Annotated in this window: 19 protein-coding genes; 14 read left to right on the top strand and 5 right to left on the bottom strand. The window is 50.3% G+C overall.

Annotation, left to right across the window (positions count from 1 at the left end; genetic code table 11):
- The first annotated feature begins 85 nt into the window (after positions 1-85).
- The 6 genes from FJM74_RS00580 to FJM74_RS00555 all read left to right on the top strand — a co-directional run bounded on the left by FJM74_RS00580 (position 86) and on the right by FJM74_RS00555 (position 7,218).
- Entirely contained in the window at positions 86-1,195 is a 1,110-nt protein-coding gene (locus FJM74_RS00580; RefSeq protein WP_187260616.1) for an AMP-binding protein, read from the top strand.
- A 143-nt stretch (positions 1,196-1,338) separates the two neighbouring features.
- Entirely contained in the window at positions 1,339-2,208 is an 870-nt protein-coding gene (locus FJM74_RS00575; protein ID WP_187260615.1) for an SMP-30/gluconolactonase/LRE family protein, read from the top strand.
- A 245-nt stretch (positions 2,209-2,453) separates the two neighbouring features.
- Positions 2,454-3,389, top strand: a complete 936-nt coding sequence (locus tag FJM74_RS00570) for a DUF1835 domain-containing protein (RefSeq protein WP_187260614.1) — start codon at positions 2,454-2,456, stop codon at positions 3,387-3,389.
- Between the two features lie 63 nt (positions 3,390-3,452).
- Positions 3,453-3,857, top strand: coding sequence for a T9SS type A sorting domain-containing protein (locus FJM74_RS00565; RefSeq protein ID WP_187260613.1), 405 nt, complete (start codon positions 3,453-3,455; stop codon positions 3,855-3,857).
- A gap of 300 nt (positions 3,858-4,157) precedes the next feature.
- Positions 4,158-5,162, top strand: coding sequence for a pseudouridine synthase (locus tag FJM74_RS00560; protein WP_187260612.1), 1,005 nt, complete (start codon positions 4,158-4,160; stop codon positions 5,160-5,162).
- 751 nt (positions 5,163-5,913) lie between these two features.
- Positions 5,914-7,218, top strand: a complete 1,305-nt coding sequence (locus FJM74_RS00555) for a phenylacetate--CoA ligase family protein (protein ID WP_206683984.1) — start codon at positions 5,914-5,916, stop codon at positions 7,216-7,218.
- Between the two features lie 447 nt (positions 7,219-7,665).
- Here FJM74_RS00555 and FJM74_RS00550 read toward each other — a convergent pair whose 3' ends face one another.
- From FJM74_RS00550 to recQ, 3 genes are all read right to left on the bottom strand, one after another.
- Positions 7,666-8,388, bottom strand: coding sequence for a pirin family protein (locus tag FJM74_RS00550; protein WP_187260610.1), 723 nt, complete (start codon positions 8,386-8,388; stop codon positions 7,666-7,668).
- A 220-nt stretch (positions 8,389-8,608) separates the two neighbouring features.
- On the bottom strand, positions 8,609-9,385 hold the full coding sequence (locus FJM74_RS00545) for a LexA family transcriptional regulator (RefSeq protein WP_194349920.1): 777 nt from the start codon (positions 9,383-9,385) through the stop codon (positions 8,609-8,611).
- Between the two features lie 461 nt (positions 9,386-9,846).
- Positions 9,847-11,988: a DNA helicase RecQ gene (recQ, locus tag FJM74_RS00540; protein ID WP_187260608.1), complete on the bottom strand. Its 2,142-nt coding sequence runs from the start codon at positions 11,986-11,988 to the stop codon at positions 9,847-9,849.
- 303 nt (positions 11,989-12,291) lie between these two features.
- On the opposite strand from recQ, the gene miaB reads away from it, so the two are divergent.
- The 7 genes from miaB (at position 12,292) to groL (ending at position 19,684) form a co-directional block, all read left to right on the top strand.
- Positions 12,292-13,731, top strand: coding sequence for a tRNA (N6-isopentenyl adenosine(37)-C2)-methylthiotransferase MiaB (gene miaB, locus FJM74_RS00535; RefSeq protein ID WP_187260607.1), 1,440 nt, complete (start codon positions 12,292-12,294; stop codon positions 13,729-13,731).
- Positions 13,732-13,893: 162 nt separating this feature from the next.
- Positions 13,894-15,180: a sigma-54 interaction domain-containing protein gene (locus FJM74_RS00530; protein ID WP_187260606.1), complete on the top strand. Its 1,287-nt coding sequence runs from the start codon at positions 13,894-13,896 to the stop codon at positions 15,178-15,180.
- The gene (locus FJM74_RS00525) at positions 15,164-15,685 is read left to right on the top strand and encodes an LptE family protein (protein WP_187260605.1); all 522 of its coding nucleotides are present in this window, start codon (positions 15,164-15,166) and stop codon (positions 15,683-15,685) included. The genes FJM74_RS00530 and FJM74_RS00525 overlap by 17 nt, the downstream gene beginning before the upstream one ends.
- Positions 15,686-15,713: 28 nt before the next feature.
- The gene (locus FJM74_RS00520) at positions 15,714-17,075 is read left to right on the top strand and encodes a hypothetical protein (protein WP_187260604.1); all 1,362 of its coding nucleotides are present in this window, start codon (positions 15,714-15,716) and stop codon (positions 17,073-17,075) included.
- Between the two features lies 1 nt (position 17,076).
- Positions 17,077-17,466 carry a preprotein translocase subunit SecG gene (gene secG, locus FJM74_RS00515; RefSeq protein WP_187260603.1) on the top strand — a complete coding sequence of 130 codons (390 nt, stop codon included), beginning with the start codon at positions 17,077-17,079 and terminating at the stop codon, positions 17,464-17,466.
- Between the two features lie 257 nt (positions 17,467-17,723).
- Entirely contained in the window at positions 17,724-18,014 is a 291-nt protein-coding gene (gene groES, locus FJM74_RS00510; RefSeq protein ID WP_194349919.1) for a co-chaperone GroES, read from the top strand.
- Positions 18,015-18,049: 35 nt separating this feature from the next.
- Entirely contained in the window at positions 18,050-19,684 is a 1,635-nt protein-coding gene (gene groL / locus FJM74_RS00505; protein WP_187260602.1) for a chaperonin GroEL, read from the top strand.
- A 328-nt stretch (positions 19,685-20,012) separates the two neighbouring features.
- Here groL and FJM74_RS00500 read toward each other — a convergent pair whose 3' ends face one another.
- The gene (locus FJM74_RS00500; RefSeq protein WP_241738888.1) at positions 20,013-20,621 is read right to left on the bottom strand and encodes a hypothetical protein; all 609 of its coding nucleotides are present in this window, start codon (positions 20,619-20,621) and stop codon (positions 20,013-20,015) included.
- A gap of 134 nt (positions 20,622-20,755) precedes the next feature.
- Complete coding sequence (locus tag FJM74_RS00495; RefSeq protein WP_187260601.1) at positions 20,756-22,345, bottom strand: peptide MFS transporter; 1,590 nt, start codon at positions 22,343-22,345, stop codon at positions 20,756-20,758.
- Between the two features lie 209 nt (positions 22,346-22,554).
- On the opposite strand from FJM74_RS00495, the gene pckA reads away from it, so the two are divergent.
- Entirely contained in the window at positions 22,555-24,171 is a 1,617-nt protein-coding gene (gene pckA / locus FJM74_RS00490; RefSeq protein ID WP_187260600.1) for a phosphoenolpyruvate carboxykinase (ATP), read from the top strand.
- The last annotated feature ends 24 nt before the right edge of the window (positions 24,172-24,195 follow it).

Below are 24,195 nucleotides of genomic sequence, written 5' to 3'. Positions count from 1 at the left end.
AAAATTAAGCGGAATTACTTGCTTAAGTTCTGCTGATTTTCAACCTTGTTAGTTGTTAAACTGACATTTAATAATTGTACGAACCATGCCAGCGTCTCTTCAGCTAAACGGGAATAAATTCACCTATCAGGAGCTAATGGGGTATTCATTCCGCCAGGATATCCCCCTGAACGGGTATGAGGTAAAAACCCTGGAGTTCTGTGCGGACTGGCTGAACGGGGTGCAGGAATTTGCCACCCAGACTTCCGGCTCAACAGGCGCTCCCAAGCAGGTGAAGCTTACCCGGCAGCAGCTCGAATTTAGTGCCCAGAAAACGATCCGACTGCTCCACCTGGAGCCCGGCGATACTACCCTGGTATGCCTGAACACGGAGTATATTGGCGGCCTGATGATGCTGGTCCGCGGTTTGGTGGCCGACATGGACATCACCATTATTACCCCAAGCAGCAACCCGCTCGCTCACCTGCCAGAATTCACGAAATTTGATTTTGCCTCTTTTGTGCCCATGCAGCTTCAATCTGTTTTGCAGGCATCGCCTGAGTCGCTGGACTGGCTGAACCAAATGAAGGCGATACTGGTAGGAGGTGCACCAGTAGGATTGTCTTTGCAGCGCGACATACAGCGTATAAAGCCTCCCGTTTACCATACCTACGGCATGTCTGAAACGGTATCGCATATTGCGCTCCGCCAACTAAACGGAACGGCGGCCGCTGAATACTACGAAGTGCTGAAAGGGGTGCAGATCGCGCAGGATAAACGGGGCTGCCTGACCATTAAGGCCGATGTGACCAACAACGAGCTGGTGGTAACAAACGACCTTGTCGAGATCCTCACCCCCACCCGCTTCCGCTGGATAGGTCGCATAGACAATACCATTAACACGGGTGGCGTAAAGGTGCAGACCGAGAAACTGGAAGTGGCCATAGCCGAAGCTTTGGCAGAGCGGGAGCCGGTGCCACGCTTTTTTGTAGCTTCGCAGCCTGATGAACTCCTGGGCGAAAAGATTGTCCTGATAGTGGAAGGTGAACCATGGGGAGCCGAATCTGAGCTTGTACTTTTTGGCAAGCTGGCCAATTTTCTCCGAAAGTTCGAGTTGCCCAAAGAAATCCTGTACAGCCCTTCGTTCAGCGAAACTCCCACCGGCAAAATATCCCGTCTACGTACCATGAGCAAATTAGGCCTGGAAACTTCCTGAGCGAGACAGGTTTATCATTTTATGGGGTTTGTAGGGTTAGCCAGTAGCCGGAACCATTTCTTTTGATGCTGATAAGAGGTGCTGCTGGCAAACAGGTTGCTATAAATTGCCGTAAGGGTGTATACACACCAAATCAAGAACCCATGCGTGCTCTCCTTCCGTACCTGCTTCTGCTCCTAACCGCTCCTTTCTTCACCTCCTGCCGCTCCGGCTTGTTTGGAGGAGGAGCGCCTGTAACCCTTAAAGAGGCCTGGGCCAGCGACAATACCCTCCGCACGCCGGAATCGGTGCTGCACGACCCGCAGCGAAACGTTATTTATGTATCGAACATAAACAAAAGAACAACTGACCGGAAAGATGGCGACGGCTTTATTTCTATCCTCAGCCCCCATGGAGAGGTAGAACAACTCTATTGGGTGGCAGGGCTCAACAACCCCAAAGGCATGGCGCTTTTCAACAACATCCTGTACGTAGCCGACATAGACGAAGTAGTGGCAATCTCTACCCAGTCAGGCGCTATACTGGATCGTTTCAAAGCCGACAAAGCTACCAACCTGAACGACGTAACAGTCGACAGTGAAGGCAATGTGTACATTTCTGACTCGCAGGAAGGCAAAATATACCTGCTGCGTAACGGCCGCATCAGCACCTGGATGGATAAAACCAAAAATGAAATGCCCAACGGCCTGCTATATGATCAAAACCGACTGATCGTAGCCTTTGCAAGCAGCGGCCATGTACGGCTACTGGATACCCGCCGCAAAAGATTTACCGACTGGACCGAAGGCATAGCCAGTGCAGACGGCATAGCAGTTGATGGAGCCGGAGGCTTTTTCATCTCTAACTGGCATGGCGAAATCTATTATGTAAACCAGCGAGGCAAAAAGTGGCTCGTCCTCGATACCAAAGCTGAGAAGGTCAACACTGCAGATATAGCCTATTCGCAGCAGCTACAGCTACTGCTGGTGCCTACATTCCTGGATAACAGGGTGGTGGCGTATACAGTAAAATAGAAGCTCCCCACCAGGCACCCTGCTGTGCCTGGCAAAGCCCACTTCCTGATTCCTATTATATCTCTGCAGCAGCAAAACCTCCGGAGGGGCATTTTCATTAGAATAATCCGGACTGCCGACCGTTCTTATCATCTTCCAGTCAGACTTAAATTAATGCTACGGATAATCTGAAATTTAACCACGCGCATGCACACGATCAACACTTCTGCTTCCGAACGAAGTAAAATTTGCCGGAGAGGAGAAACATGGTAAAAACCCTGCACATATTAAACGGCGATGCCTCTGTCGCTGCTTTTGAGGCGGCGGCTCTCCCTGGCGACGTCATCGTCTGGCGCGAAATTATGTCAGAAGGCCCCCTTGTGGCTCAGTGTAAAGATGACGCCTGCTGGGAGTTGCGGCAGGAATATATACAGCAGCACTACGCCGAAACTGCAGAGGTTTACAAAGCAAAAGTACTGGACGTACTCCTGCAGTTACGGCAGCTCTACGGGTACAAGGAAGTGCTGCTTTGGTTCGATACTGACCTGATGTGCCAGATTAACCTGCTCTTTCTGCTTAATTATATAAAGCCCCAGCATCATCAGACCCTGCAGATGGCCACTCCTGCGCATACGCCTGTAAGCTTGTTGTCGGTGGCTGAGATTCAGCGAACCTATTCCAACCGCATCACACTCAAACCCGACGACCTGGCCCTGGCCCATCAGCTCTGGCAGGCATATGCCGATGAATCGCCGCTGCTCCTGCAGGAGATCGTGCAGGGAGAGATGTCCCCTTTCCAATACCTGCAGGAGGCACTTGCCTTGCACTTTCTTCGGTTCCCTGACTGTGCCACCGGGATGAACCACGTAGAGACGCTTCTGCTGCAGCACCTGGACCATGGCGGCTCCGATAAGCAGTCGCTCAGGCAGTTGATCTGGCAAACAGCACCCGGATACGGCTACGGAGACAGCCAGATCAACCTGATCCTGCAGGAATTGAGTCCGGCTCTCCTTCACATCATCGGAGAAGATGTGTCTATTACCGAAGCCGGAAGAAAAGTGCTCCGGAAACAGCTGCACCTCTCGATGCTGCAGGGCCGGAACACCTACATAGGAGGCGTGAGGCTGGATGAAAAAAATATGGACTGGTGTCGCGACAACGAAGAAAACAGGATCAGAGCAGGCGGGAAAAAACTGGAATAAGTCCCCTGCCCTTAAACTCTGGCCTGAATTATGCATAACCAGGGTATACTGAGATGAGCAAATATGAAGAAGAGAATAAAGTATATGTTAACCGGATGCCTTCCGCTGGCCCTGCTGACGTTGCAGGTGTCGGCACAGGAGGCAACTACACAGCTGCCAAGGCTGCATCAGGAGCACATCCTGATAAAAGAAGACCCCACCATCCATATAGAGACTCTTTCCGGCATTAACCTCCAACCAGCCCAGAAAGGAACTTTCGTGCTGGATTTTGCACAGGACCTGAAAGAAGACGCCCTGCTCTTGATAACGAATACTGCAGGCCAGCAGGTTTTTCAGAAGCCGGTAGATACCTCTGAAAATAAGAAGGCATGGCGCTATAATGTTGGCACCCTCCGTCCTGACACCTACCTCATCGAGGTTAAAACATCTGACACCACTTACTGGACCAGGTTCAAGGTTGGCAGGTAAAACTCCTGACTTATAAATGATTGACGGGCAGCTTTAAGAGAAAGGCTGCCTGCATTTTTTTGATACCAGCACCTGCGGCACAACCATGGGGATGTATAGTTCAATTTTCCATTTTCATAAGAAAGATTGCATGTGATGGGTGCTATTACGCGAATTGCTTCTGGTTCTGGTCCCGGAAAGTTAAGATGCGGTTTATAGGTAAAGCAATTCATTTAAGGTAATTTTGCTATCCGCTGGGAATAAGCGTAAAATAACAGCGTGGCGTACGGCAATTGAACTACATCGCCACAAAAGAATAGCATGGAACCAAAAAGACTAAACAAATTTATCAGCGATAGCGGCATGTGCTCCAGAAGAGAAGCCGACAATCTACTCGAACAGGGGCGCGTAACCGTGAATGGCAAACAGCCGAAACCCGGCACCATGGTCACGGCCAAAGACAAGGTTCGGGTAGATGACCAGTTGCTGCAAGTGCGGGAGGAGGAGCCTGTTTTCCTGGCTTTTAATAAGCCGGCCGGCATTGCCGTTACAACGGATATCTCGGTGAAGAACAACATTATCCGCTCCCTTAACTACCCTGCCTCTATCCTGCCCATCGGCCACCTCGACCGCGACGAAGAAGGACTTATCTTCCTGAGCAACGACAGCGAGTTGGTGCGTAAAATTACCCGTGCCGACAACAGATACCAGAAAGAATACCTTGTGCATGTCGACAAGCCCATCACCTCCGAGTTTCTGACAAAGCTGACCGCTGGCGGAGAGACGACAGAGCCGGGAGAAGAACAGAAAAAATCTTCTGTGACGAAAGAGGCTACCACCCGTTTCAGGATCGTGCTGGAGCCTGGCACGAACCACCACGTAAAAAGAATGTGCGAGAGCCTGGGGTATAAGGTGCAGCACCTGCAACGGGTAAGGATTGAGTCGATAAAGCTGGCGAAATTGCCCTTGGGATTTTGGCGTGCCATGACAGAAGCTGAAATCGCGCAGATTACCAGTATTCTTTCCCAGAAATACAGCAAACCAGCCAAAACCGGCAGAGGGCGAGGTTCCGAAAGTAGTTATCGCGAAGAGCGACCCGCCAGAAGCACTTCTTCCCACACCCGCGAAACAGCCCCTACAGGTGGTAAAACGAAAGCCTCCAGAGCAGGAACTGCCGCCAAACGAGGCACTGGGCGGACAGAGAGCAACCCCCGTACCAGAGGCGCCGCCAAGCCGGCAGCACGTGGCGCAGACAGAAAGCAGAGCGGCCCTAAAAGCAGCACCAGAGGATCAGCACCAAAAGGAACACCAAAACGAGGGCGCTAAAGGTTTATCCCAAATTGCAGCATTTAGCTGCTTCCATACGTTCACTCTCCCTCTCCCTTTTTCTCCTCCTGTTAGGAATCTTGTGGGCGGGAGCCTCAGGCAAGAGCTTCTGGCATTTTATCTGAATCGATACTCCTGGCAACCTCATCTGCCCTGTAGTTGCGGTAGGGTTCCTCTAATTAGCCAAAGCCAAAGGTAATAACATGAGTATAAGATGGCATTATACCTGATGCCTGCCGGAAGAACGAAAAAGGAGAAGCGGCTTTGTTAAGCACCTCTTCACCTCTTTTACAAGCAGGATAAGATTGCCTGCCCGGTGCCAAACCACGGCACACGGCTGCTTTTATATGACCGGCCCATAAGATGGGCGTGGCCAGACAAGCACATACATTTTGCATATATTAACCAGGGAATTTCCTGCCACTTTGGAAAATATTATATTCCTTTGTCAAGGCTTAAAACTTGAAAAACTGGTCAAGAAATTTTGAAAAATGGAAATTCCCTTTAATCAATTAAGCGGCAAAACAGACGCCTTTCCAGATCAATAACACAGGGCAAACAAAAACAAACGTTCATTTCCGGAGCTGTTTCCCAGGTATTTTTATCGCAAATCAACAGCCAAAATACTTGCTTTATTCACTGATCTATTGCAAATTAAGTAACGGAATGAGATACAGAAACAAGTGAAAAGCTCCTGGCTGCCTGCCTTATGATTTTTAATCCTGCCATCGAAACACTGCCTTTACCCCAATTGCGAAAGTTACAGAACGAGCGGCTCCGCAACCTGATGCATTATGTTTATGAGCGTGTTCCGTTCTACCGGCAGCAGTTCGACAGGCATGGGATTCAGCCCTCCCAGATAAAGGGAGTAGATGATCTGCCTTTGCTGCCTTTTACCCACAAGCAGGACCTGCGCAATAATTATCCCTTCGGGCTGTTGGCTGTGCCCCGCCAGGAAATTACGCGTGTGCATTGCTCCAGCGGCACCACCGGCAAACCCACTACGGTAGCTTACACTGCCGGCGACATCGGGATTTTTTCGGAGGTAGTGGCCCGATCGCTAGCGGCAGCTGGCTGTAAACCGGGCATGATGTTGCAAAACGCCTATGGCTATGGTCTGTTTACAGGAGGTCTTGGCCTGCACTTTGGTGCCGAAAAGCTCGGCATGACCGTTGTGCCTGTTTCGGGAGGCATGACAGAGCGCCAACTCATGCTGCTGCAGGATTTTAGGCCGGAGGTGCTGTGCTGTACTCCTTCCTATGCCCAAACGCTGGCAGAAGAAATTAAAAGGCGGGGCATCGGGCCCCAAGAACTTAATTTGAAATTCGCTCTGCTCGGAGCCGAACCCTGGACCGAGACGATACGGCAGCATGTGCAGGAGGGGCTCGGTCTGCAGGCATCCAATATCTATGGCCTCAGCGAAATAATCGGGCCGGGCGTGTCGCAGGAGGATGTGGAGGAGCCAGGATCAGGCAGCTATGTATGGGAAGATCATTTTTACCCGGAAATTGTGAACAGGGACACAGGCGAGTTACTGCCGGAGGGAGAACTGGGGGTGCTTGTTTTAACCACCCTCACCAAAAGTGGCATGCCGCTCCTCCGGTACCGCACCAACGACATCACCAACATCTATTACGACCGCTCCGGCAGACGCACGCATATAAAAATGGGCCCCATCCGCGGTCGGTCCGATGGCATGCTGATCATCAGGGGCGTAAACCTGTTTCATACGCAGGTGGAGGAAGTGCTGCAGAAATTTGAGCAGCTGACCTCTCATTACCAGCTGGTGGTGTCGCGCGAAGAAAGCCTGGACGAAGTGGAGGTGCACGTGGAGGTAAATGAGTTGCTGCTGCGCGACCTTTGCCTGCAGCAGATCACGATCGTGGAGATGTGCCGGTATCCGGTACTGGAAGAGTTGAGCGCCAGCTTTTGCAAAAGGCTGAAAGAGAATACCGGCCTTACCATGCGGGTGCATTTAAAGGTAACGGGCGAAATTCCGCGCAGCGAAGGCGGCAAGCTCAACCGCATCGTAGATAAACGCCAGGTATATGCCTGAGCTGCATAGTTTCTGGAGAAGATGGATTATTCCAATGAAAAAGGCCCTCTAAAAGAAAATAGCCTTTCTGGCAGGCGTGGGTGTGGCCCAGATTATGTAGCTAAATTTACAATTTTATATCAAATCCCATTTAGTTTCTTCCATACTCTCACCTTATAACCACCCTTTTGTCATCCAGGACGGATCTTTTGGGCAAGAGCCTAAAGCAGTGGCTACTGGCATTTTTTCTGAATCGATGCACCTGGCAACCTCATCTGCTTGGTAGCGCCTGTAGGTTTTTGATCTAATCAGCGAAACAATATGCCCCCTTTTACCAGATGGTATTCATAGCCAGTTAAACTTCCCCTCCTTATTTTGCCAGCGTTTGCCAGGAGGAGTTTCAAAAAGGCTTGTAAGGCGAAGGGTTGGCAACATGCCTCTGCAGCATGTTGCCCCGACTTTAACAGTTTAGTAATTTACTTCCAGAGCCGGAACATCAACCAAAATATAAGTGGCATCGGCAGAGGCGTGGATCTGTACCAGTTCCTGGTCCTCCAGCCTGATGTGGTCGAAGGCATCGGCCTCTACACCATTAATCACGGCTGTTCCGCTGAGCATGTACAGGAATGTTTTTCTGATCCTGAATGTCCTGAAATCCTGCTCCTCCCCCTGCGATACAGATCCAAAATACACCGTAGAATTAGAATTAAGGAATACCACATCTTCCAGCACCTTTTGGCCCGTAGCGAGTGGATAAAGCTTATTGCTGGTGGTCAGAAATTCTACATCCATCTGCTCATAGGCTGGCGCCAGCCCCGTTTTGTTAGGCAGAAACCACATTTGGACCAGGTGTAACTCATCTTCTTCTGACTCATTGCTCAGGGTATACGTAATCCCCGTACCAGCCGTAATGCGCTGAATGGCACCTGCCTGCAGTTTTATCTCATTGCCGATATTGTCTTTATACGTCAGTTCGCCACTTAGCACTAATGTCACTACTTCCATATCGGCAAGCGGATGGGCAGGGAAAACACCCTTTGGCGCCACAAAGTCATGGTTGAAGGCACGCAATGGTCCAAACTGCACGTTGGAAGGGTTGTAGTAATCCGCAAACGAAAAAAGGTAGTTGGATATGAGCCAGTCTCCTACTTTGGCTTCGTGACGTTCGGAAGCTGTGAATAATTTTATCATTGCGCTTTATCGTGTATGTGTGTGGAAAAGCAAGTAAATATTATGTATATATATATTGCTTAACCTTTACGGATATAGGGCAAACTGGTTAAAAAAAGCCAACTCCGGTTACCTTTTCCTCTAAAGCGCATGGTTAAAGTTCTTCCTCGGCAGGCTCCTGAACAAAAAATCCTGCCCTTTCCCGGAGCAGGATCTTTTGTTCAGGTATTCTAAATGGTTATTAGTCCAGTTTCTTCAACTTCATCACCTCTTTCTGCAGGTCGAGCACAATAGACGAGAGCTTGTCGAGCGACAGGTCCGCGATCGGGAAAGTGGAGCTGATATAGGATCTGGCTTCCCATATCTCCAGAATATCCTCTACGTGCAGTTCGTATGGTGAGTACAGTGGGTTATCGGAATGGAGCCGGAGCGTGGAAGCATCCTGAAGCTTGTTGTAAATACGTTTGAACACCACGCCTTCCTTCTGACTCACAATTATACAGGGAGTGCCGTCTTTGATAGTTTGCCACTCATCGATAAAACGACCAACGATGACGGTACCCGAAGAAATCGGCAGCATGGAGTCTCCACTTATTTCGAAAGCCCTGAAGGTTCCGTTGCTGCCCAGCATCGGGAGCTGAAAGCGGGGCAGTTCCTCTATAAATTCCGGGTCGGCGTAGCCATTTAGATAGCCTGCACTGGCTTTGTAAGGCACCAGTTCAATGTTCTCCTTCTGGTCCTGGTCTACCGTGATGGCCAGCACACGCAGTTTGCCACCTGCAGCCTTTGCTGCCTGGGCTTTGTCGCGGCCGGCACCGGTGCTCAGGTCCAGCGTGATCAGGTCATCGAGCGAAATATTAAAGTGTGCTGCAATATTAATCAGGGTGCTCAATTTAGGCTCGGCCCTGCCCTCCTCATAGGCTCCTATCAGAGAGCGTTTAATATCCAGCTTCTCGGCCAGTTGCGCCTGCGTATATCCGGCACTCTTTCTCAGATGCCTTAAGTTTGAAGTTACCATATCCACAAATTGCCAAATACATTAGTTAAAAATAAGGCAATATCCCCTCCCAGGGCTTATCCTTGTAAACATACTAATTTATTATACAAAAAACTAATAAACTTAGTATTTTTATTTTAATGTATTTATGGTGCTGATTAGTTCCTTAAGATTTTAATAATTCGCTAGGTTCAAACGAAGCGTGTGTCGTAAGGCTACCTTTTCTAATGGCTGGGGCACCATAGAATTGGGTTGTCAGTGCAGGATTGGACAAGGACGCCAGTGCACGATTGGAAAGGCAGCGACTTGTGTCCGTACGATGGGGAAAGAGGTAACTTCAATAGAACCAAAAGCCTCTGGAGGGCCTTTTTTATCTGAATAATTCAGAATCAGGTTAATCGGGGAAATCCTTTAAATCATGGTTCAGACAAGCAGCAGTAAAAGGCTACGGAGGCCCATTTCTATTAGCATAATCTGGCGCTTTACTTTGAGCTTTTCTCCGCTTGCTGCTTTTTGTAAACTGCCTGCGAGAGCCTGATCTTGAAATATTCGTAGCCTTCGCTCAGGTATTCATACAATTCCTTCAATTTAGCATCCGGCCCTAAAGTCTCCATGGCATCAGAAATGGCCCTGTATTCCGCTTTGGTAAGAAAGTCGCTCACTTTTATGGAATAGCCCTGCTCGTAGAGCGTGGCCAGGTGCGAGTAAACCGTCACCGGGTTCAGTTGCCGCTGCTCGGCAATCTGCTCCGGCGAGAGCCCCTGCTGGTAGGCCTCAAACGTAACCTGGTGGGTGGCTCCTTTTATTTTATTGCCTTTATCCTGCTCCTCAGTCATGAATTTGATGATCTCATTGATGAAATCCTCACCGTAGCGCTCGAATTTCTGGGCCCCCACCCCACCTATGGCCAGCATCGAGAGTCGGTTGGTGGGTTTCTCGGCCGCCATCTCCATGAGGGTGGTATCGGTAAAGACCACATAAGGCGGCACGTTATATTCGTCAGCAAGTCGTTTGCGGAGGGCTCTGAGCCGCTCAAACAAGGCATCCTTTATCAGTTCCTTTTTCGGACGCGCTTTTACCAACGGAGCTTCTGCCTGCTTCACATCCTCAAATTTCACCAGCTCCACCTTCTTGTTCTCAAAGAGCACCTGCTTGCTCTGCTCCGTCAGCTTCAGGCTGTAGTTCTGGTCGTATGCCATCTCAATCAGGCCGGCATTGATCATCTGGTGCAGGAAGCGCTGCCACTCCATGGAATTCACGTCGCGACCGGCTCCGTAGGTTTTTATCCTGTCGAAACCCGACTGCAGCACCTGGCTGCTCCGGGAGCCACGCAGCACCTCTATGAGCAAGCCCATATTGGCTCTTTCCTGGGTCCGGGCAATGGCAGAGAGCGCTTTTTGGGCAATTAAAGTGCCATCGAAGGTGGTAGGCGGGTTGCGGCAGATGTCGCAGTTGCCGCAGTTCTTGCTCTGGCTCTCGCCAAAATACTGCAGCAGAATGCGCCGCCTACATATGGAAGCCTCGGCAAACTGCTGCATCCGCTCCAGCTTTACCAGCTGCAGCTCCGTCTGCTTCGACTCTCCCTCGGTGAGCATGCTGCGCAGGTTCATCACATCGGCGTAACTGTAAAACAGCAAGGCATCCGATTTAGAACCATCTCGCCCTGCCCGACCTATTTCCTGGTAATAGCTTTCTATGTTCTTGGGCAGGTTATAATGAATAACCCAGCGCACATTCGATTTGTCGATGCCCATGCCGAAGGCAATAGTGGCACATACCAGCTGCACATTGTCGCGCAGAAAATCCTCCTGGGCCTTGGCCCGCTGGTTGGCATTCATGCCGGCGTGGTAATAGGTGGCATTGTACCCTTCCTTCTTCAGCTTACCCGCCAGCGACTCCGTAGAGTTGCGGCTCAGGCAGTAGATAATGCCCGGCTGCCCCTGGTGCCGGTCCAGAAACTCCAGAATACGCTTGTAGCGGTCGCGGCCGGGCCGCACGCTCAGGTTTATATTGGGCCTGTCGAAAGAGGCGATGAACACCTCGGGCTGCTGCAGGTGCAGCTGCTCCTGAATATCTTTCTGGGTCAGGCGGTCGGCCGTGGCTGTAAGGGCAATAACCGGCACCTGCGGGAACTGCTGCTTCAGGGCGCGCAGCTGTGTATACTCCGGCCGGAAATCGTGGCCCCAGGCCGAGATACAGTGCGCCTCGTCCACAGCGAAAAGAGACACCTTTAGTCGTTTCAGAAAAGAGAAAAAGCCAGCCGAGAGCAGCTTCTCCGGCGACACGTACAATAGCTTCAGCTGCCCGTTCAGACATTTGTTTTCGATCTCGTACTGGTCGGAGGCGTTTTGGGAGCTGTTGAGGTAAGCCGCCGGAATGCCGTTTACCAGCAGCGCCTCCACCTGGTCTTTCATGAGGGCGATCAGCGGCGACACCACCACACATACACCGGGCATCACCACGGCCGGCACCTGGTAGCAGATCGACTTTCCGCCTCCGGTGGGCATGAGCACAACCACATCCTGCTGCCTGAGTACGTTGGAAATAATCTGTTCCTGCATGGGCCGGAACTGGTCGTAGCCAAAATAAAGTTTAAGTGCTTCGCGTGCCTCTCTGATGTCCATCTGTAATAGTATGCGCTGCCGGTGTGGCTGTGAGTGTCTTTACCTGAACTCCAAAGATACTTAAATTTCTCCTTTTCAGCAGGTAAAGCCCACCTGCGGGCGGTCTGTTTTTTTCTTTTCTTCAGAAAGAATATTTTCTGGCCACAAGTTCATACCTCGACAGATTTTTTTTCAAAGCGAATCCTGATCCTGGATAAAACCTGAATTCAGTGCTTTGCTCCTACTCTGCTTTTAAAACCTTTCTGCCATTCTGTCACGTGCATTTGTTTCTTTTTGTATATTTGTAGCTGAAAAGGAATGAGAATGGATTCATTAGTAACTGACTTAGATTTTATCGACAACCGCACCCCCGAGCAAGCCTCTGCAGCTGCCTGCGACACGAAAGTAACACAGGAAACCAACACAGGGCGGGCGCGGAAACTATACATAGAGAGCTACGGCTGCCAGATGAACTTCTCTGACAGCGAGATTGTGTCTTCTATCATGTTTAAAGAGGGTTTTGACACAACCTCTCAAATTGAACATGCCGATGTTGTTTTTCTGAACACCTGTTCTATCCGGGAGAAGGCAGAGCAGACCGTTCGCAACCGCCTGGGCCAGATCAATTATTTCAAAAAGAAAAAACCAGGTTTGGTGGTAGGTGTGCTAGGCTGCATGGCCGAGCGCCTCAAAAAATCGCTGCTGGAAGAAGAAAAGATTGTGGACCTGGTGGTGGGTCCTGATGCTTACCGCGACCTGCCAAACCTGATCAGCGAAGTGGACGGCGGCCAGAAAGCTGTGAACGTGCTCCTGTCACGCGAAGAAACCTATGCCGATATCAACCCGATCCGCCTGAACAGCAACGGTGTTTCTGCCTTCGTATCGATTATGCGTGGCTGCGACAACATGTGCTCCTTCTGCGTGGTGCCCTTTACCCGTGGCCGCGAACGCAGCCGCGATGCGCATTCTATTGTGCAGGAGGTGCAGGAACTGGTAAAGCAAGGCTACAAGGAAGTGACGCTGCTCGGCCAGAACGTAGACTCTTACAAATGGGCGTCTGAAGACGGCACAGAAGCGGTGAACTTTGCCCAACTGCTGGAAAAGGTGGCCCTGGTGCATCCTGACCTGCGTGTTCGCTTCTCTACCTCTCACCCCAAAGACATTACCGATGAAGTGTTGTACACGATTAAAAAGTACGACAACATCTGCAAATACATACACCTGCCGGCCCAGAGCGGCAACTCCCGCGTGCTGGAGCTTATGAACCGCACCTACGACCGCGACTGGTATATTAACCGCGTAGATGCCATCCGCTCCATTTTGGGCGAAGATTGCGGCATCTCCTCCGACATGATCTCCGGATTCTGCACCGAAACCGAAGAAGAGCACCAGGACACGCTCTCGCTGATGGATTATGTGCAATACGATTACGCCTACATGTTCTTCTACTCCGAAAGGCCAGGCACCTTGGCTGCCCGAAAGCTGGAAGATGACATTCCGCTGGAGACAAAAAAACGCCGGCTGGCCGAAATCATCGACAGGCAGCGCGAGCACTCCCTCATCCGGAACCAGATGGTATTGGGCCAGGTGCACAAAGTGCTGGTAGAGAACTTCTCTAAAAAGTCAGACGAGTTCCTGAGCGGCCGCAACGACCAGAACAAGGTAGTGATCTTCCCAAAAAAGCACTACAAGAAAGGCGACTACGTAAACGTGCTGGTAAACGACTGTAGCGTAGGCACCCTGTTTGGGGAGGCTGTTGATTAATGTGCTAATTTTTCAATGTGTTGATGCGCTAATTAATTGATGCAAAAAGGGTTGGGTTATCTATAGCCAGTCAACAATAGGTTTTCATCAGTTGTCACATCCGCACATGAATCTTAAGCAAATTAGCACACTAGCACATTAGAAAATTAGCACATTAAATAAATGCGCAATATAGATATTCAGAGTATTAAGCAGCGGTTTGGGATAATTGGCAACTCGCCTTTGCTCAACCATGCCATACAGGTGGCGGCGCAGGTCGCTCCAACCGACATGACGGTGATGATTACCGGCGAGAGTGGCAGCGGCAAGGAATCTTTCTCCAAGATTATCCATAACATGAGCCCGCGCAAACATGGGCAGATCATTGCCATCAACTGCGGTGCCATACCTGAAGGAACCATCGATTCGGAGCTGTTCGGGCATGAAAAGGGCTCTTTTACCGGGGCGCAGGAAGCGCGCAAAGGATACTTTGAAGTGACTGATGGTGGCACCATATTTTTAGATGAAATTGGCGAAATGCCGCTCGGAACCCAGGCCCGCCTGCTGCGCGTGCTCGAAAACGGCGAGTTTATTAAGGTCGGCTCCTCCAAAGTACAGAAAACCGATGTGCGCGTGGTAGCCGCCACCAACGTAAACCTGCTGCACGCCGTTGAAAAAGGACATTTCCGCGAAGACCTGTACTACCGCCTCAATACGGTGCCTATCACAGTTCCCCCCTTGCGCGAGCGGGGTGACGATATATACCTGCTGTTCCGCAAGTTCGCCAGCGATTTTTCTGATAAGTACAAGGTAAAGCCTATTACTCTTACTCCTGAGGCGATTCAGGTGCTGCTCCGCTACCGGTTTCCGGGAAATATCCGCCAGCTCAAAAACATTGTAGAGCAGATTTCTGTGCTGGAATACGACCGGGAGATTGATGCGGAAAAAATGCTGCACTACCTGCCGAAGGAACAGTCGGGCCTGCCGGCCTTATTGCAGAAAGACGCAAAAGGCGGCGACCACCACTCATTCTCGGAACGGGATCTGCTCTACAAGGTCTTGTTCGACATGCGCCGCGACGTGTCGGAACTTAAAAAGCTGGTTTTCGAGTTGCTTACACATGGGCCATCTGATAACGACCTCCTGAAGGAGCACAGCCACCTCTTCGAAAACATAGAGCACCACCATGCCTACAATGGCAGACCATACCAGCAGGAGCACCCAGAAAGCTACTACCTGCCCATGAGGCAGCCGAAACCGGATACAGAAGACTATGAGGAGGAGCAGAAAGTAGAGGACATTCCGCACGAAACCGAGGAGGAAAGCCTTTCGCTGGAGAATAAGGAGAAGGAACTGATCCTGAAAGCCCTTAAAAAACATAACAACAAACGGAAATACGCCGCGCAGGACCTGGGAATTTCTGAAAGAACACTTTACCGTAAACTAAAGCAGTATGATATTGAAGAGTAAACTTATTCTGGCCTTAAGCTGCCTGCTGCTTCTTTTTACCAGCGGCTGCGGCGTCTATTCTTTTACCGGTGTCAGCATTAGCCCGGATATCAAGACCATCTCCATTCAGAACTTTGAGAATGCCGCCGGCGAAGGACCTGCCAACCTCACGCAGGTGGTAACGAATACCTTTAAGCAGTATTACCAGCGCAATACCAACCTGAACATGCTGCAGCGCGAAGGTGACTTGCAACTGGAGGGAGAAATTGTTAGCTTTAGTATCACACCGGCAGCCGTGCAACGCGATGGCGACTATGACCGAGCCAGCCTCAACCGCCTTACTCTGGGTGTGAAAGTACGGTACACGAACACAAAGAATTCTGAAGACGATTTTGACCAGACCTTTTCCATCTCGCAGGATTTTTCGCAGGACGTGGACATCAACCAGATTCCGGCAACCTCCATCGAGCAGCTGGCAGAACGACTGGCTATAGACGTTTTCAATAAATCATTGGCCAACTGGTAGTTGGCCTGGCATCAGAAAGCATTGCTGCATGAATAAATCAGCCTTCCTCAACCTGATACAGCGCGTATCAGATATCTCGGACCAGCAGACACAGGAGCTGGAGCAGGTGGCTGCTGCCTTCCCCTATTGCCAGACAGCCCACCTGCTGCTGGCCAAGTCTGCCTACGACAAAGGCAGCATGCTCTCGGCGCAACGCCTGCGTCGCGCTTCTTCCTATGCCACCAACCGGCAACTTCTGAAGCGGATCATCCACACCACTGCGCCAGCCCTGGAACCAGCCTTTGAGGAAGCCGGGCCAACCCGTGCAGCAGCGCCTGAACTGCTGGAAGAGCAACCTGTATTGGTGCAGGAAACCCTAGAAGAAGAACCCTTACCTCCCACAGAATCTGCTGCTCATAAAGAAGAGGAAGTTGAACCGGAGCCTGAAATAGCAGCAGAAGCCGGCACCGCCATAGAAGACACGGAAGCAGACGTAGCTATAGCAAGAAACAAGTCGGAAGAAGCAACAGAAGAGCCAGCTTCAGGAACAGCCGGGGCAGCAGCTCCTAAAGCTTCAGCTGAGACAGAAAGCGACGAATTCTATTCCGAACTGGCCATGCTGCTGACCATCGACAGCCTCAGCCCCACCTCTACCGACCTGCTCGAACAGGCTGCTATACCCGCACCAGGAGAAGAAGCGACCGCTGCAGGCATCGCCTCTTTTATGGAAGAGCTGCAGGAAAACACTCAGACTCACGACGGGGCACAGGCAGCGGCTCCCTCCGGTGAATTATTTGAATCAGAAAGCCCCTCCGGAGGCACTGCTCCTGCTGCTGCACTTGCTGCCGAAAATCCTGTAGCGCAGGAAGCAGATATTTATACCACAGAGGATGCTCCTGAAGCACCAGGGCCTGCTATTGCCGGAGAGATCCATTACAGTTACGATGAAATTGACCGCCTGTATGCCAACGATGCGCTAGGCTACTGGATGGGCAACAGCCGCATGGGCGAGGTGCTGCAACTGAAAGACGACTATACCCGGCCACGGCCCCAGAGCTTTCACCCGGAGCTGATCCTGGAGTACACCAAAACCCACGAACTCGAAAAAGCGGTGCAGCCAGCCAACCATATCCTGAGCAACCAGCTCGATATCATAGACCAGTTCCTGAAATTGAACCCACGGCTTAAAACAATGGTTAACCTGAAGATAAAACCGGTGCCACAGGAAGACTTATCGCTGAAAAGCACCAAGATACGCAAAGGAATGGCCTCTGAAAACCTGGCCAGTATTTTCATCAAACAAGGCAAGCCCAAGAAAGCGATTAAAATATATGAGCAGCTGATGTTGAAAAATCCGGAAAAAAAATCTTACTTTGCCGAACAAATAGAGAAATTACAAAACTTAAACTAAAATGTATATCGCCTTAATCAGTATCATTATTTTTGTTTGCGTGCTGCTCGTGTTAGTTGTGCTAGCTCAGAACCCTAAAGGGGGTGGCTTGTCCAGTCAGTTTGGTGGCGGAGGCGCCAGCCAGCTTATGGGCGTGAAACGCACAGGCGATCTACTTGAAAAACTTACCTGGGGCTTTGCCGTGGCGCTGGTTGTGTTAACCTTAGGCACACACATGATCCTCGACTCCTCAGGCGGGTCTACCGTAAACAGAAGCGTGAACGAAGAGCGCGCGCGTCAGTCGCAGTTACCTGCCGGTCCTGCCGCCACCATTCCTGGCGAAGACAGCACCTTTGCTATTCCGGATGCAGGTGAGATACCAGAGATGGTGGACACTGCCAACCAACAGTAATCTAAAGCTTACACATAAAAGAAAGCCGGCCCTGTGCCGGCTTTTTTGTTTGGCGGCTGGTAATGCTGTCAGTCCAAATGCAGAAAAAGTTCCGCCAACCGTGACAAAATCTGGCAGGTCTGACAGGAATGGCAGGTCCAAAGCTGAAAAATTGGCTTAAAATGGCAGAAATTAACCATTGGCACAAGAAGTGATAATAGTCACTATGGTTTCAAAGCTTAAATCAACCATATTAAAACTTAACATTCATACAAACTATGTCAATCAGCATTAAACCATTAGCAGACAGAGTAATCGTAGCTCCTGCTGCAGCAGAAGAAAAAACCAAGTCAGGTATTATTATTCCTGATACTGCTAAAGAAAAGCCACAGCGTGGTGAGGTAGTAGCCATTGGCGAAGGAAAAGTATCTGAGCAAGGCGCTCTGATGAAGCCCCAGGTGAAAGTAGGTGACCAGGTTTTATATGGCAAATATGCCGGTACTGAAATCTCTGTAGAAGGAAGCGACTACCTGATCATGCGTGAGTCCGACATTCTGGCTATCCTTTAATCTATCAAAACAAATCTTAATCAGAAAAAATAACCATGTCTAAAAACATCACATTCGATAGCGACGCTCGCAGCAAGATTAAGGCCGGCGTTGACAAACTGGCTAATGCTGTTAAAGTAACGTTAGGACCTAAAGGCCGCAACGTTATCATCGACAAAAAATTCGGTGCCCCGATGATCACCAAAGACGGTGTGTCGGTAGCCAAAGAAATCGACCTGAAAGACCCTATCGAGAACATGGGTGCCCAACTGGTGAAAGAGGTTGCCTCTAAAACCGCTGACCAGGCTGGTGACGGTACTACTACTGCCACTGTACTGGCCCAGGCCATCTACACAGCTGGTATTAAAAACGTAGCCGCAGGCGCCAACCCAATGGACCTGAAGCGCGGTATCGACAAAGCCGTAGCGCTGGTAGTGGAGAACCTGAAGTCTCAGTCTAAAAAAATCGAGAACTCTTCTGAAATCGCACAGGTAGGTACTATCTCTGCCAACAACGACCCTGAAATCGGTAAAATGATTGCCGATGCCATGGACAAAGTTGGTAAAGACGGCGTTATTACGGTGGAAGAAGCAAAAGGCACTGAAACTGAGGTAAAAACGGTAGAAGGTATGCAATTTGACCGTGGTTACCTGTCGCCTTACTTCGTTACCAACCCTGAGAAAATGGAAGCGGAGTTCGACAACCCGTACATCCTGATCTACGACAAAAAAGTGTCTACCATGAAAGAACTGCTTCCTGTATTGGAGCAAGTGGTTCAGACTGGTAAAGGCCTAATCATTATCTCTGAGGATGTGGATGGCGAAGCCCTGGCAACCCTGGTGGTAAACAAACTGCGTGGCTCGCTGAAAATTGCCGCTGTAAAAGCTCCTGGCTTCGGCGACAGAAGAAAAGCGATGCTCGAAGACATTGCCATCCTGACAGGTGGTACCGTGATCTCTGAAGAGCGCGGCTACAAACTGGAGAATGCTACCCTCGATTACCTGGGTACTGCCGAGAAGATCATCATCGACAAAGACAACACCACGATTGTGAACGGTGCCGGTCAGAAAGATGATATCGTGGCGCGTGTAAATCAGATCAAGTCGCAGATGGACACTACTACGTCTGACTACGACAAAGAAAAACTGCAGGAGCGCCTTGCCAAATTGTCTGGTGGTGTAGCCATCCTGTACATCGGCGCTTCTACTGAAGTAGAGATGAAAGAGAAGAAAGACCGCGTAGACGATGCCCTGCATGCTACTCGCGCTGCTGTGGAAGAAGGTATCGTGGCCGGTGGCGGTGTTGCCCTGATCCGCGCACTGGAGGCTCTTTCTAAGGTTGATGTTTACAATGCTGACGAGCAGACAGGTGTTCAGATCATCAAGACTGCACTGGAGGCTCCTCTCAGAACTATCGTATCTAACGCAGGTGGCGAAGGCTCTGTTGTTGTGCAGGCTGTTCGCGAAGGCAAAGCCGACTATGGTTACAATGCCCGCGACGACAAGTACGAGAATATGTTCGCGGCCGGTATCATCGACCCAACTAAAGTTACGCGTCTTGCCCTGGAGAACGCCGCTTCCATCGCGGGTCTGCTGCTTACTACCGAGTGTGTAGTATCAGAAGAGCCTGAAGAAGACAAAGGTGCGCCTGCAATGCCAGGTGGCATGGGCGGCATGGGCGGCATGATGTAATCTGACCTTCCCATAGTTTTAAATTAGAAAAAGCCTCGCACTGAAAAGTGGGGGGCTTTTTTATTATGATAGTGGCAGCAGAAAGCTCAGGAGGGGCTCTTTGATTAGAAAAATTTAATTAAGGTGCTAATTTCTTACTGGGCTCTTGTGTTATTTCCCATTTTGGAGGTGGGGAGATATCGAATAAGTGCTTGCACGAATAACAGTTTTAAACTCATAACTTTTAACTCCTGACGCTAAAAGGTCTTATATCCTCCTGAGGGCCATTTTCATTCAAATAATTCATATTGCACCGTAACAGAGGCTGTCGTAGCCGTAAATTTTCTTACTAAGGCAACTCCTTTATTCTGATCTTAATTTCGTGTGGTGCCGCTTCATCTCCCCCAAAGTAGGGGTAAAGCTGGTAGCTATCCATCAAACCACTACAGGCCCTGGGCACGCTCACCTGTTTTTCGTCCACGGTAAAAACATAGCTGCCATCCTTCAGTGCAAGCTCATATACAAATGGCTTTCCAAGTTCTACTGCCGCAATAAATACAGACTTCCGGGTGCTGTTATTATAGGTGTAGGCATGAATCTCAAGTCTGTTGTTGTACCATCGCCAACCAAACCGCGCGCTGTTCTGCTGGTGCAGGGAACCACAATCCGAAAGGCCATAAAGTTTATTAATGTCGGCTTGATTAGCAGGATCAACTGTCTCGTACACAGCCGAACTATCAAAAACGGCCTCAAACCTCAGGGTAGATGTGGCCAGTTTCCTGATTTTGTTCGCAGAGTTGTGCTCATTTTTCCTGATGGTATAGGTTTCTTGAGGTTGGGAAGGTGCTTTTACCGATACGTCAGTCAGGTTAGAAACAACTTCGCATGAGCTGAGCAGCAACAGAGACAGCGAAAGAACCGCCCAAAAGGCGCACTTCGCATTCATAATTCCAGGCATGTAAGCTAAAAAGTTAAGAGAAGGAAAGTAATTTTAATGTCTAAACACCAACAAGCGTGGCAATAGTTTAAAAAGCAAAAAAAAACCGCTGCTAGGTTAGTAGCAGCGGTTTATCTATCAAATCAAGTTAAAAATTAATGAATGCCGTGCATCCACTTGCGCATCAGCGGGGTAAGCAGCAAGGCCAGTACCGCAAAGCCGAAGGCCACATAAGCAATCTGTTCAAACACGCCCGTGTATACCAGCAGCGAAGCCGCACCCGAGGCCACCTCTCCATCCGTACCGCTTACCGCTGTCAGCTTGGCAATAAGACCGGCAATATAGTGTGCAAAAGAAGAAGACAGGAACCAGATACCCATAATAAAGGCAACGATCTTCTTGGGCGAAAGCTCCGTTACTTTAGAAAGCCCTACAGGCGAAACAAAAAGCTCGCCGGTAGTAATGAACATATACCCCAGAATCAGGAACCAGATAGACACACGGCCCTCAGCGTCTCCATAATTGGCGCTCCAGGCAAAGATCAGGAAGCCCAGCCCCAGTTGCGCGATGCCAAGAGCAAACTTTACCGGCGTAAAAGGGTTAACCCGCCGCTTTGACAGAAACACCCACATGGCCGAGAAAGGCAGAGCAAACAGGATGATAAAGAACGGGTTAATGGAATTTGTCTGCGCCGCGTTCATAAACGTCAGGTTTACGTTGCGCTCTGCAAAGAGTGTGAGTGAAGAACCCGCCTGCTCGAAGAAAGACCAGAAAACGGTAATAAAGAATGTCAGCAGGATAACCACAAACAGTCGCTGCCTCTCCACACGGTCCACCTTCACCAGGTTATAAATCAACACAATAGAGATAACCGGCAACAAGGCATAGTTCATGACATAGTGCATAATAGAACCATCGAAAATAGTCTCGCCCAAGCCTGGCAGGTCGAGGGTTCCATTAAACAGGAAGAGGGCAAAAATAGGTAACGACAGGAAACTCAGCACCGTGACCCAGGACTCTTTGGTGATTCCTGCCACCCGCTCTTTGATCACCGCAGGGTTCGGCGGAAGTCCGTTGTTACCGAACACACCACTGCGGCCGCCCCGCCAGAACATGATCAGCCCGACAACCATGCCGATACCTGCCGCTCCAAAGCCATAATGCCACCCGTAGGTTAAGCCCAGCCATCCGCAGATAATCGGCGACACCATGGCACCCAGGTTAATACCCAGGTAGAAAATGGTAAAACCGGCATCACGGCGCGTATCGCCCTCATTATAAAGTGTGCCAACCAGGGTCGATATATTGGGTTTAAAGAACCCGTTCCCTACAATCAGCAAGGCCAGGGAGCCATAGAAGAAAACAGGGTGCTCGATGGCCAGTGCAAAGTGGCCTAGGGCCATCAAAACCGCTCCCAGCATAATAGCTTTGCGGTACCCCAGCAGTTTATCGGCGATCATGCCACCTATCACCGGGGTGGCGTATACCAGCGCCCCATAAGCAGCGTAAATCCCAATGGCAATCTCATCGCGGTTAGACAAAGATTCGAACAGGTTGTTAACCATGTAAAGTACCAGCAGTGCCCGCATGCCGTAAAAGCTGAAGCGCTCCCAAAGCTCCGCAAAGAAAAGATAAAAGAGCCCTTTCGGGTGTCCGAACATTTCCGGACCGGTAGGGTCCGCGCCAATGGGCGCAGCATGCTCGTTCACCTGGTCACTTTTAGTGGTGTGTTCTCTTAAGGACATAAATTTTGTTGATGTTAGATGTGTAGAGTTTTTCCGAATAAGGTAAATATATCAGTTTATACAATTACTGACAAATAGTTTTATATCATCTAATCTCTTGCGCATTCGTAATAAACTGCATACAGGGCTGTACTGCCCTTGATTTGCCTCCGCCGTATACAATAACTGGAAAAACTATTACCAATTGCTTACATCAAACTACCATCTACATGAAAGAATCCGGAAAAAAATTACATCCAGCAGGTCTGGAACAACTTGGCATTCTCGACGCTGCCGAAGTATGCTGGAACCTAAGCCCAGCCGAACTGATTGAGGAAGCCATAAAAAATGGCGAAGGAGCGCTGGCCGACACAGGAGCGCTCATGTGCGACACAGGCGAGCTTACAGGACGCTCTCCTGAAGATCGCTTTATTGTGAAAGATGAAAAAACAAGAGATACTGTCTGGTGGGGTAAAATTAACATCCCGTTCGAGCCGGAGAAATTCGACCGGCTATATGGCAAAATGATGGATTCGCTGCAGGGCAAAAAGCTGTATGTGCGCGATGCCTACGCCTGCGACCACCCCGAGTACAGACTGAATGTGCGGATTGTCAACACCAAAGCCTGGCACAACTTCTTCTGTTATAACATGTTTCTCCGCTTCACCGACGAGGAACTGGCTTCGCATGCTCCCGAGTTTACTATTATAGCAGTTCCGGAGTTCGAGGCCGACCCGGAAACAGACGGCACCCGTAGGAAGAATTTCTCTATCATCAACCTCAGCAAGAAAATTATTCTAATCGGGGGCTCAGGCTATACCGGCGAAATGAAGAAAGGTATTTTCTCTGTGCTGAACTTCACGCTTCCACACGAACATAACGTACTTTCCATGCATTGCTCCGCTAACGTAGGGGAAGAAGGCGACACGGCCATCTTCTTCGGCTTGTCCGGCACCGGCAAGACCACCTTGTCGGCCAACCCGCACAGAGCCCTGATCGGGGACGATGAGCACGGCTGGGCCGAAGACAGCGTTTTTAACTTTGAAGGAGGCTGCTATGCCAAGGTGGTGGACCTGACCCGCGAAAAGGAGCCGGAGATATGGGACGCCATACGGTTTGGGGCCATTCTGGAGAATACCCGCTTCCAGGACGGCACCCGTACGGTTGATTACACGGACAAGTCGGTAACCGAAAACACCCGCACCGCCTACCCTATTCATTTTATTCCCAATGCGCTGGAGCCATCCAGGGCTGGAGCACCCAAAAATATTTTCTTCCTGACGGCCGATGCCTTTGGAGTCATCCCTCCTATTTCGCGGCTGAACAAGAGCCAGGCCATGTACCATTTCATATCGGGCTACACTGCTAAAGTGGCCGGCACGGAGGTAGGCGTCATCGAACCAAAAGAAACCTTTTCTGCCTGTTTTGGCGAAGCATTCCTGCCCCTGCACCCGACACGCTACGCAGAACTGCTCGGCGAGAAAATGAACAGGCAACAGGTAAAGGTATGGCTCGTGAACACAGGCTGGACCGGCGGCCCCTATGGGGTTGGTAAGCGCATCAAACTAGCCTACACCCGAGCCATGCTCACGGCAGCCCTTACCGGTGCCCTGGACGGGGCAAAATTTATAAAACACCCGGTTTTCGGCGTGGAGGTGCCCCAGTCGTGCCCCGGTGTGCCGGACGAAGTGCTGAACCCGCGCGACACCTGGGATGATCCGGAAGCGTACGATGCCAAAGCCAGCCACCTGGCCCAGTCTTTTGTCAGGAACTTCTCTAAATACGCAGCCTATGCCAACAATGAAATATTGGCAGGTGCGCCGCATGCAGCCGTAGCGGCGGAGTAAGCCATTCACTAGCCTGCCAGCCGG

Origin of the sequence: Pontibacter beigongshangensis (assembly GCF_014332515.1) — a bacterium.
Taxonomy (GTDB): domain Bacteria; phylum Bacteroidota; class Bacteroidia; order Cytophagales; family Hymenobacteraceae; genus Pontibacter; species Pontibacter beigongshangensis.
This window is presented reverse-complemented; position numbering and strand designations above follow the sequence as displayed.

Excerpts from the sequence above, each read along its gene's own strand:
- FJM74_RS00570 (WP_187260614.1), top strand. The coding sequence starts at position 2,454 with ATGGTAAAAACCCTGCACATATTAAACGGCGATGCCTCTGTCGCTGCT.
- FJM74_RS00575 (WP_187260615.1), top strand. The coding sequence starts at position 1,339 with ATGCGTGCTCTCCTTCCGTACCTGCTTCTGCTCCTAACCGCTCCTTTC.
- FJM74_RS00550 (WP_187260610.1), bottom strand. The coding sequence starts at position 8,388 with ATGATAAAATTATTCACAGCTTCCGAACGTCACGAAGCCAAAGTAGGA.
- recQ (WP_187260608.1), bottom strand. The coding sequence starts at position 11,988 with ATGGACATCAGAGAGGCACGCGAAGCACTTAAACTTTATTTTGGCTAC.
- FJM74_RS00525 (WP_187260605.1), top strand. The coding sequence starts at position 15,164 with ATGATATTGAAGAGTAAACTTATTCTGGCCTTAAGCTGCCTGCTGCTT.
- miaB (WP_187260607.1), top strand. The coding sequence starts at position 12,292 with ATGGATTCATTAGTAACTGACTTAGATTTTATCGACAACCGCACCCCC.
- FJM74_RS00545 (WP_194349920.1), bottom strand. The coding sequence starts at position 9,385 with ATGGTAACTTCAAACTTAAGGCATCTGAGAAAGAGTGCCGGATATACG.
- FJM74_RS00560 (WP_187260612.1), top strand. The coding sequence starts at position 4,158 with ATGGAACCAAAAAGACTAAACAAATTTATCAGCGATAGCGGCATGTGC.
- FJM74_RS00500 (WP_241738888.1), bottom strand. The coding sequence starts at position 20,621 with ATGCCTGGAATTATGAATGCGAAGTGCGCCTTTTGGGCGGTTCTTTCG.
- FJM74_RS00495 (WP_187260601.1), bottom strand. The coding sequence starts at position 22,345 with ATGTCCTTAAGAGAACACACCACTAAAAGTGACCAGGTGAACGAGCAT.
- secG (WP_187260603.1), top strand. The coding sequence starts at position 17,077 with ATGTATATCGCCTTAATCAGTATCATTATTTTTGTTTGCGTGCTGCTC.
- FJM74_RS00580 (WP_187260616.1), top strand. The coding sequence starts at position 86 with ATGCCAGCGTCTCTTCAGCTAAACGGGAATAAATTCACCTATCAGGAG.
- groL (WP_187260602.1), top strand. The coding sequence starts at position 18,050 with ATGTCTAAAAACATCACATTCGATAGCGACGCTCGCAGCAAGATTAAG.
- pckA (WP_187260600.1), top strand. The coding sequence starts at position 22,555 with ATGAAAGAATCCGGAAAAAAATTACATCCAGCAGGTCTGGAACAACTT.
- FJM74_RS00520 (WP_187260604.1), top strand. The coding sequence starts at position 15,714 with ATGAATAAATCAGCCTTCCTCAACCTGATACAGCGCGTATCAGATATC.
- groES (WP_194349919.1), top strand. The coding sequence starts at position 17,724 with ATGTCAATCAGCATTAAACCATTAGCAGACAGAGTAATCGTAGCTCCT.
- FJM74_RS00565 (WP_187260613.1), top strand. The coding sequence starts at position 3,453 with ATGAAGAAGAGAATAAAGTATATGTTAACCGGATGCCTTCCGCTGGCC.
- FJM74_RS00530 (WP_187260606.1), top strand. The coding sequence starts at position 13,894 with ATGCGCAATATAGATATTCAGAGTATTAAGCAGCGGTTTGGGATAATT.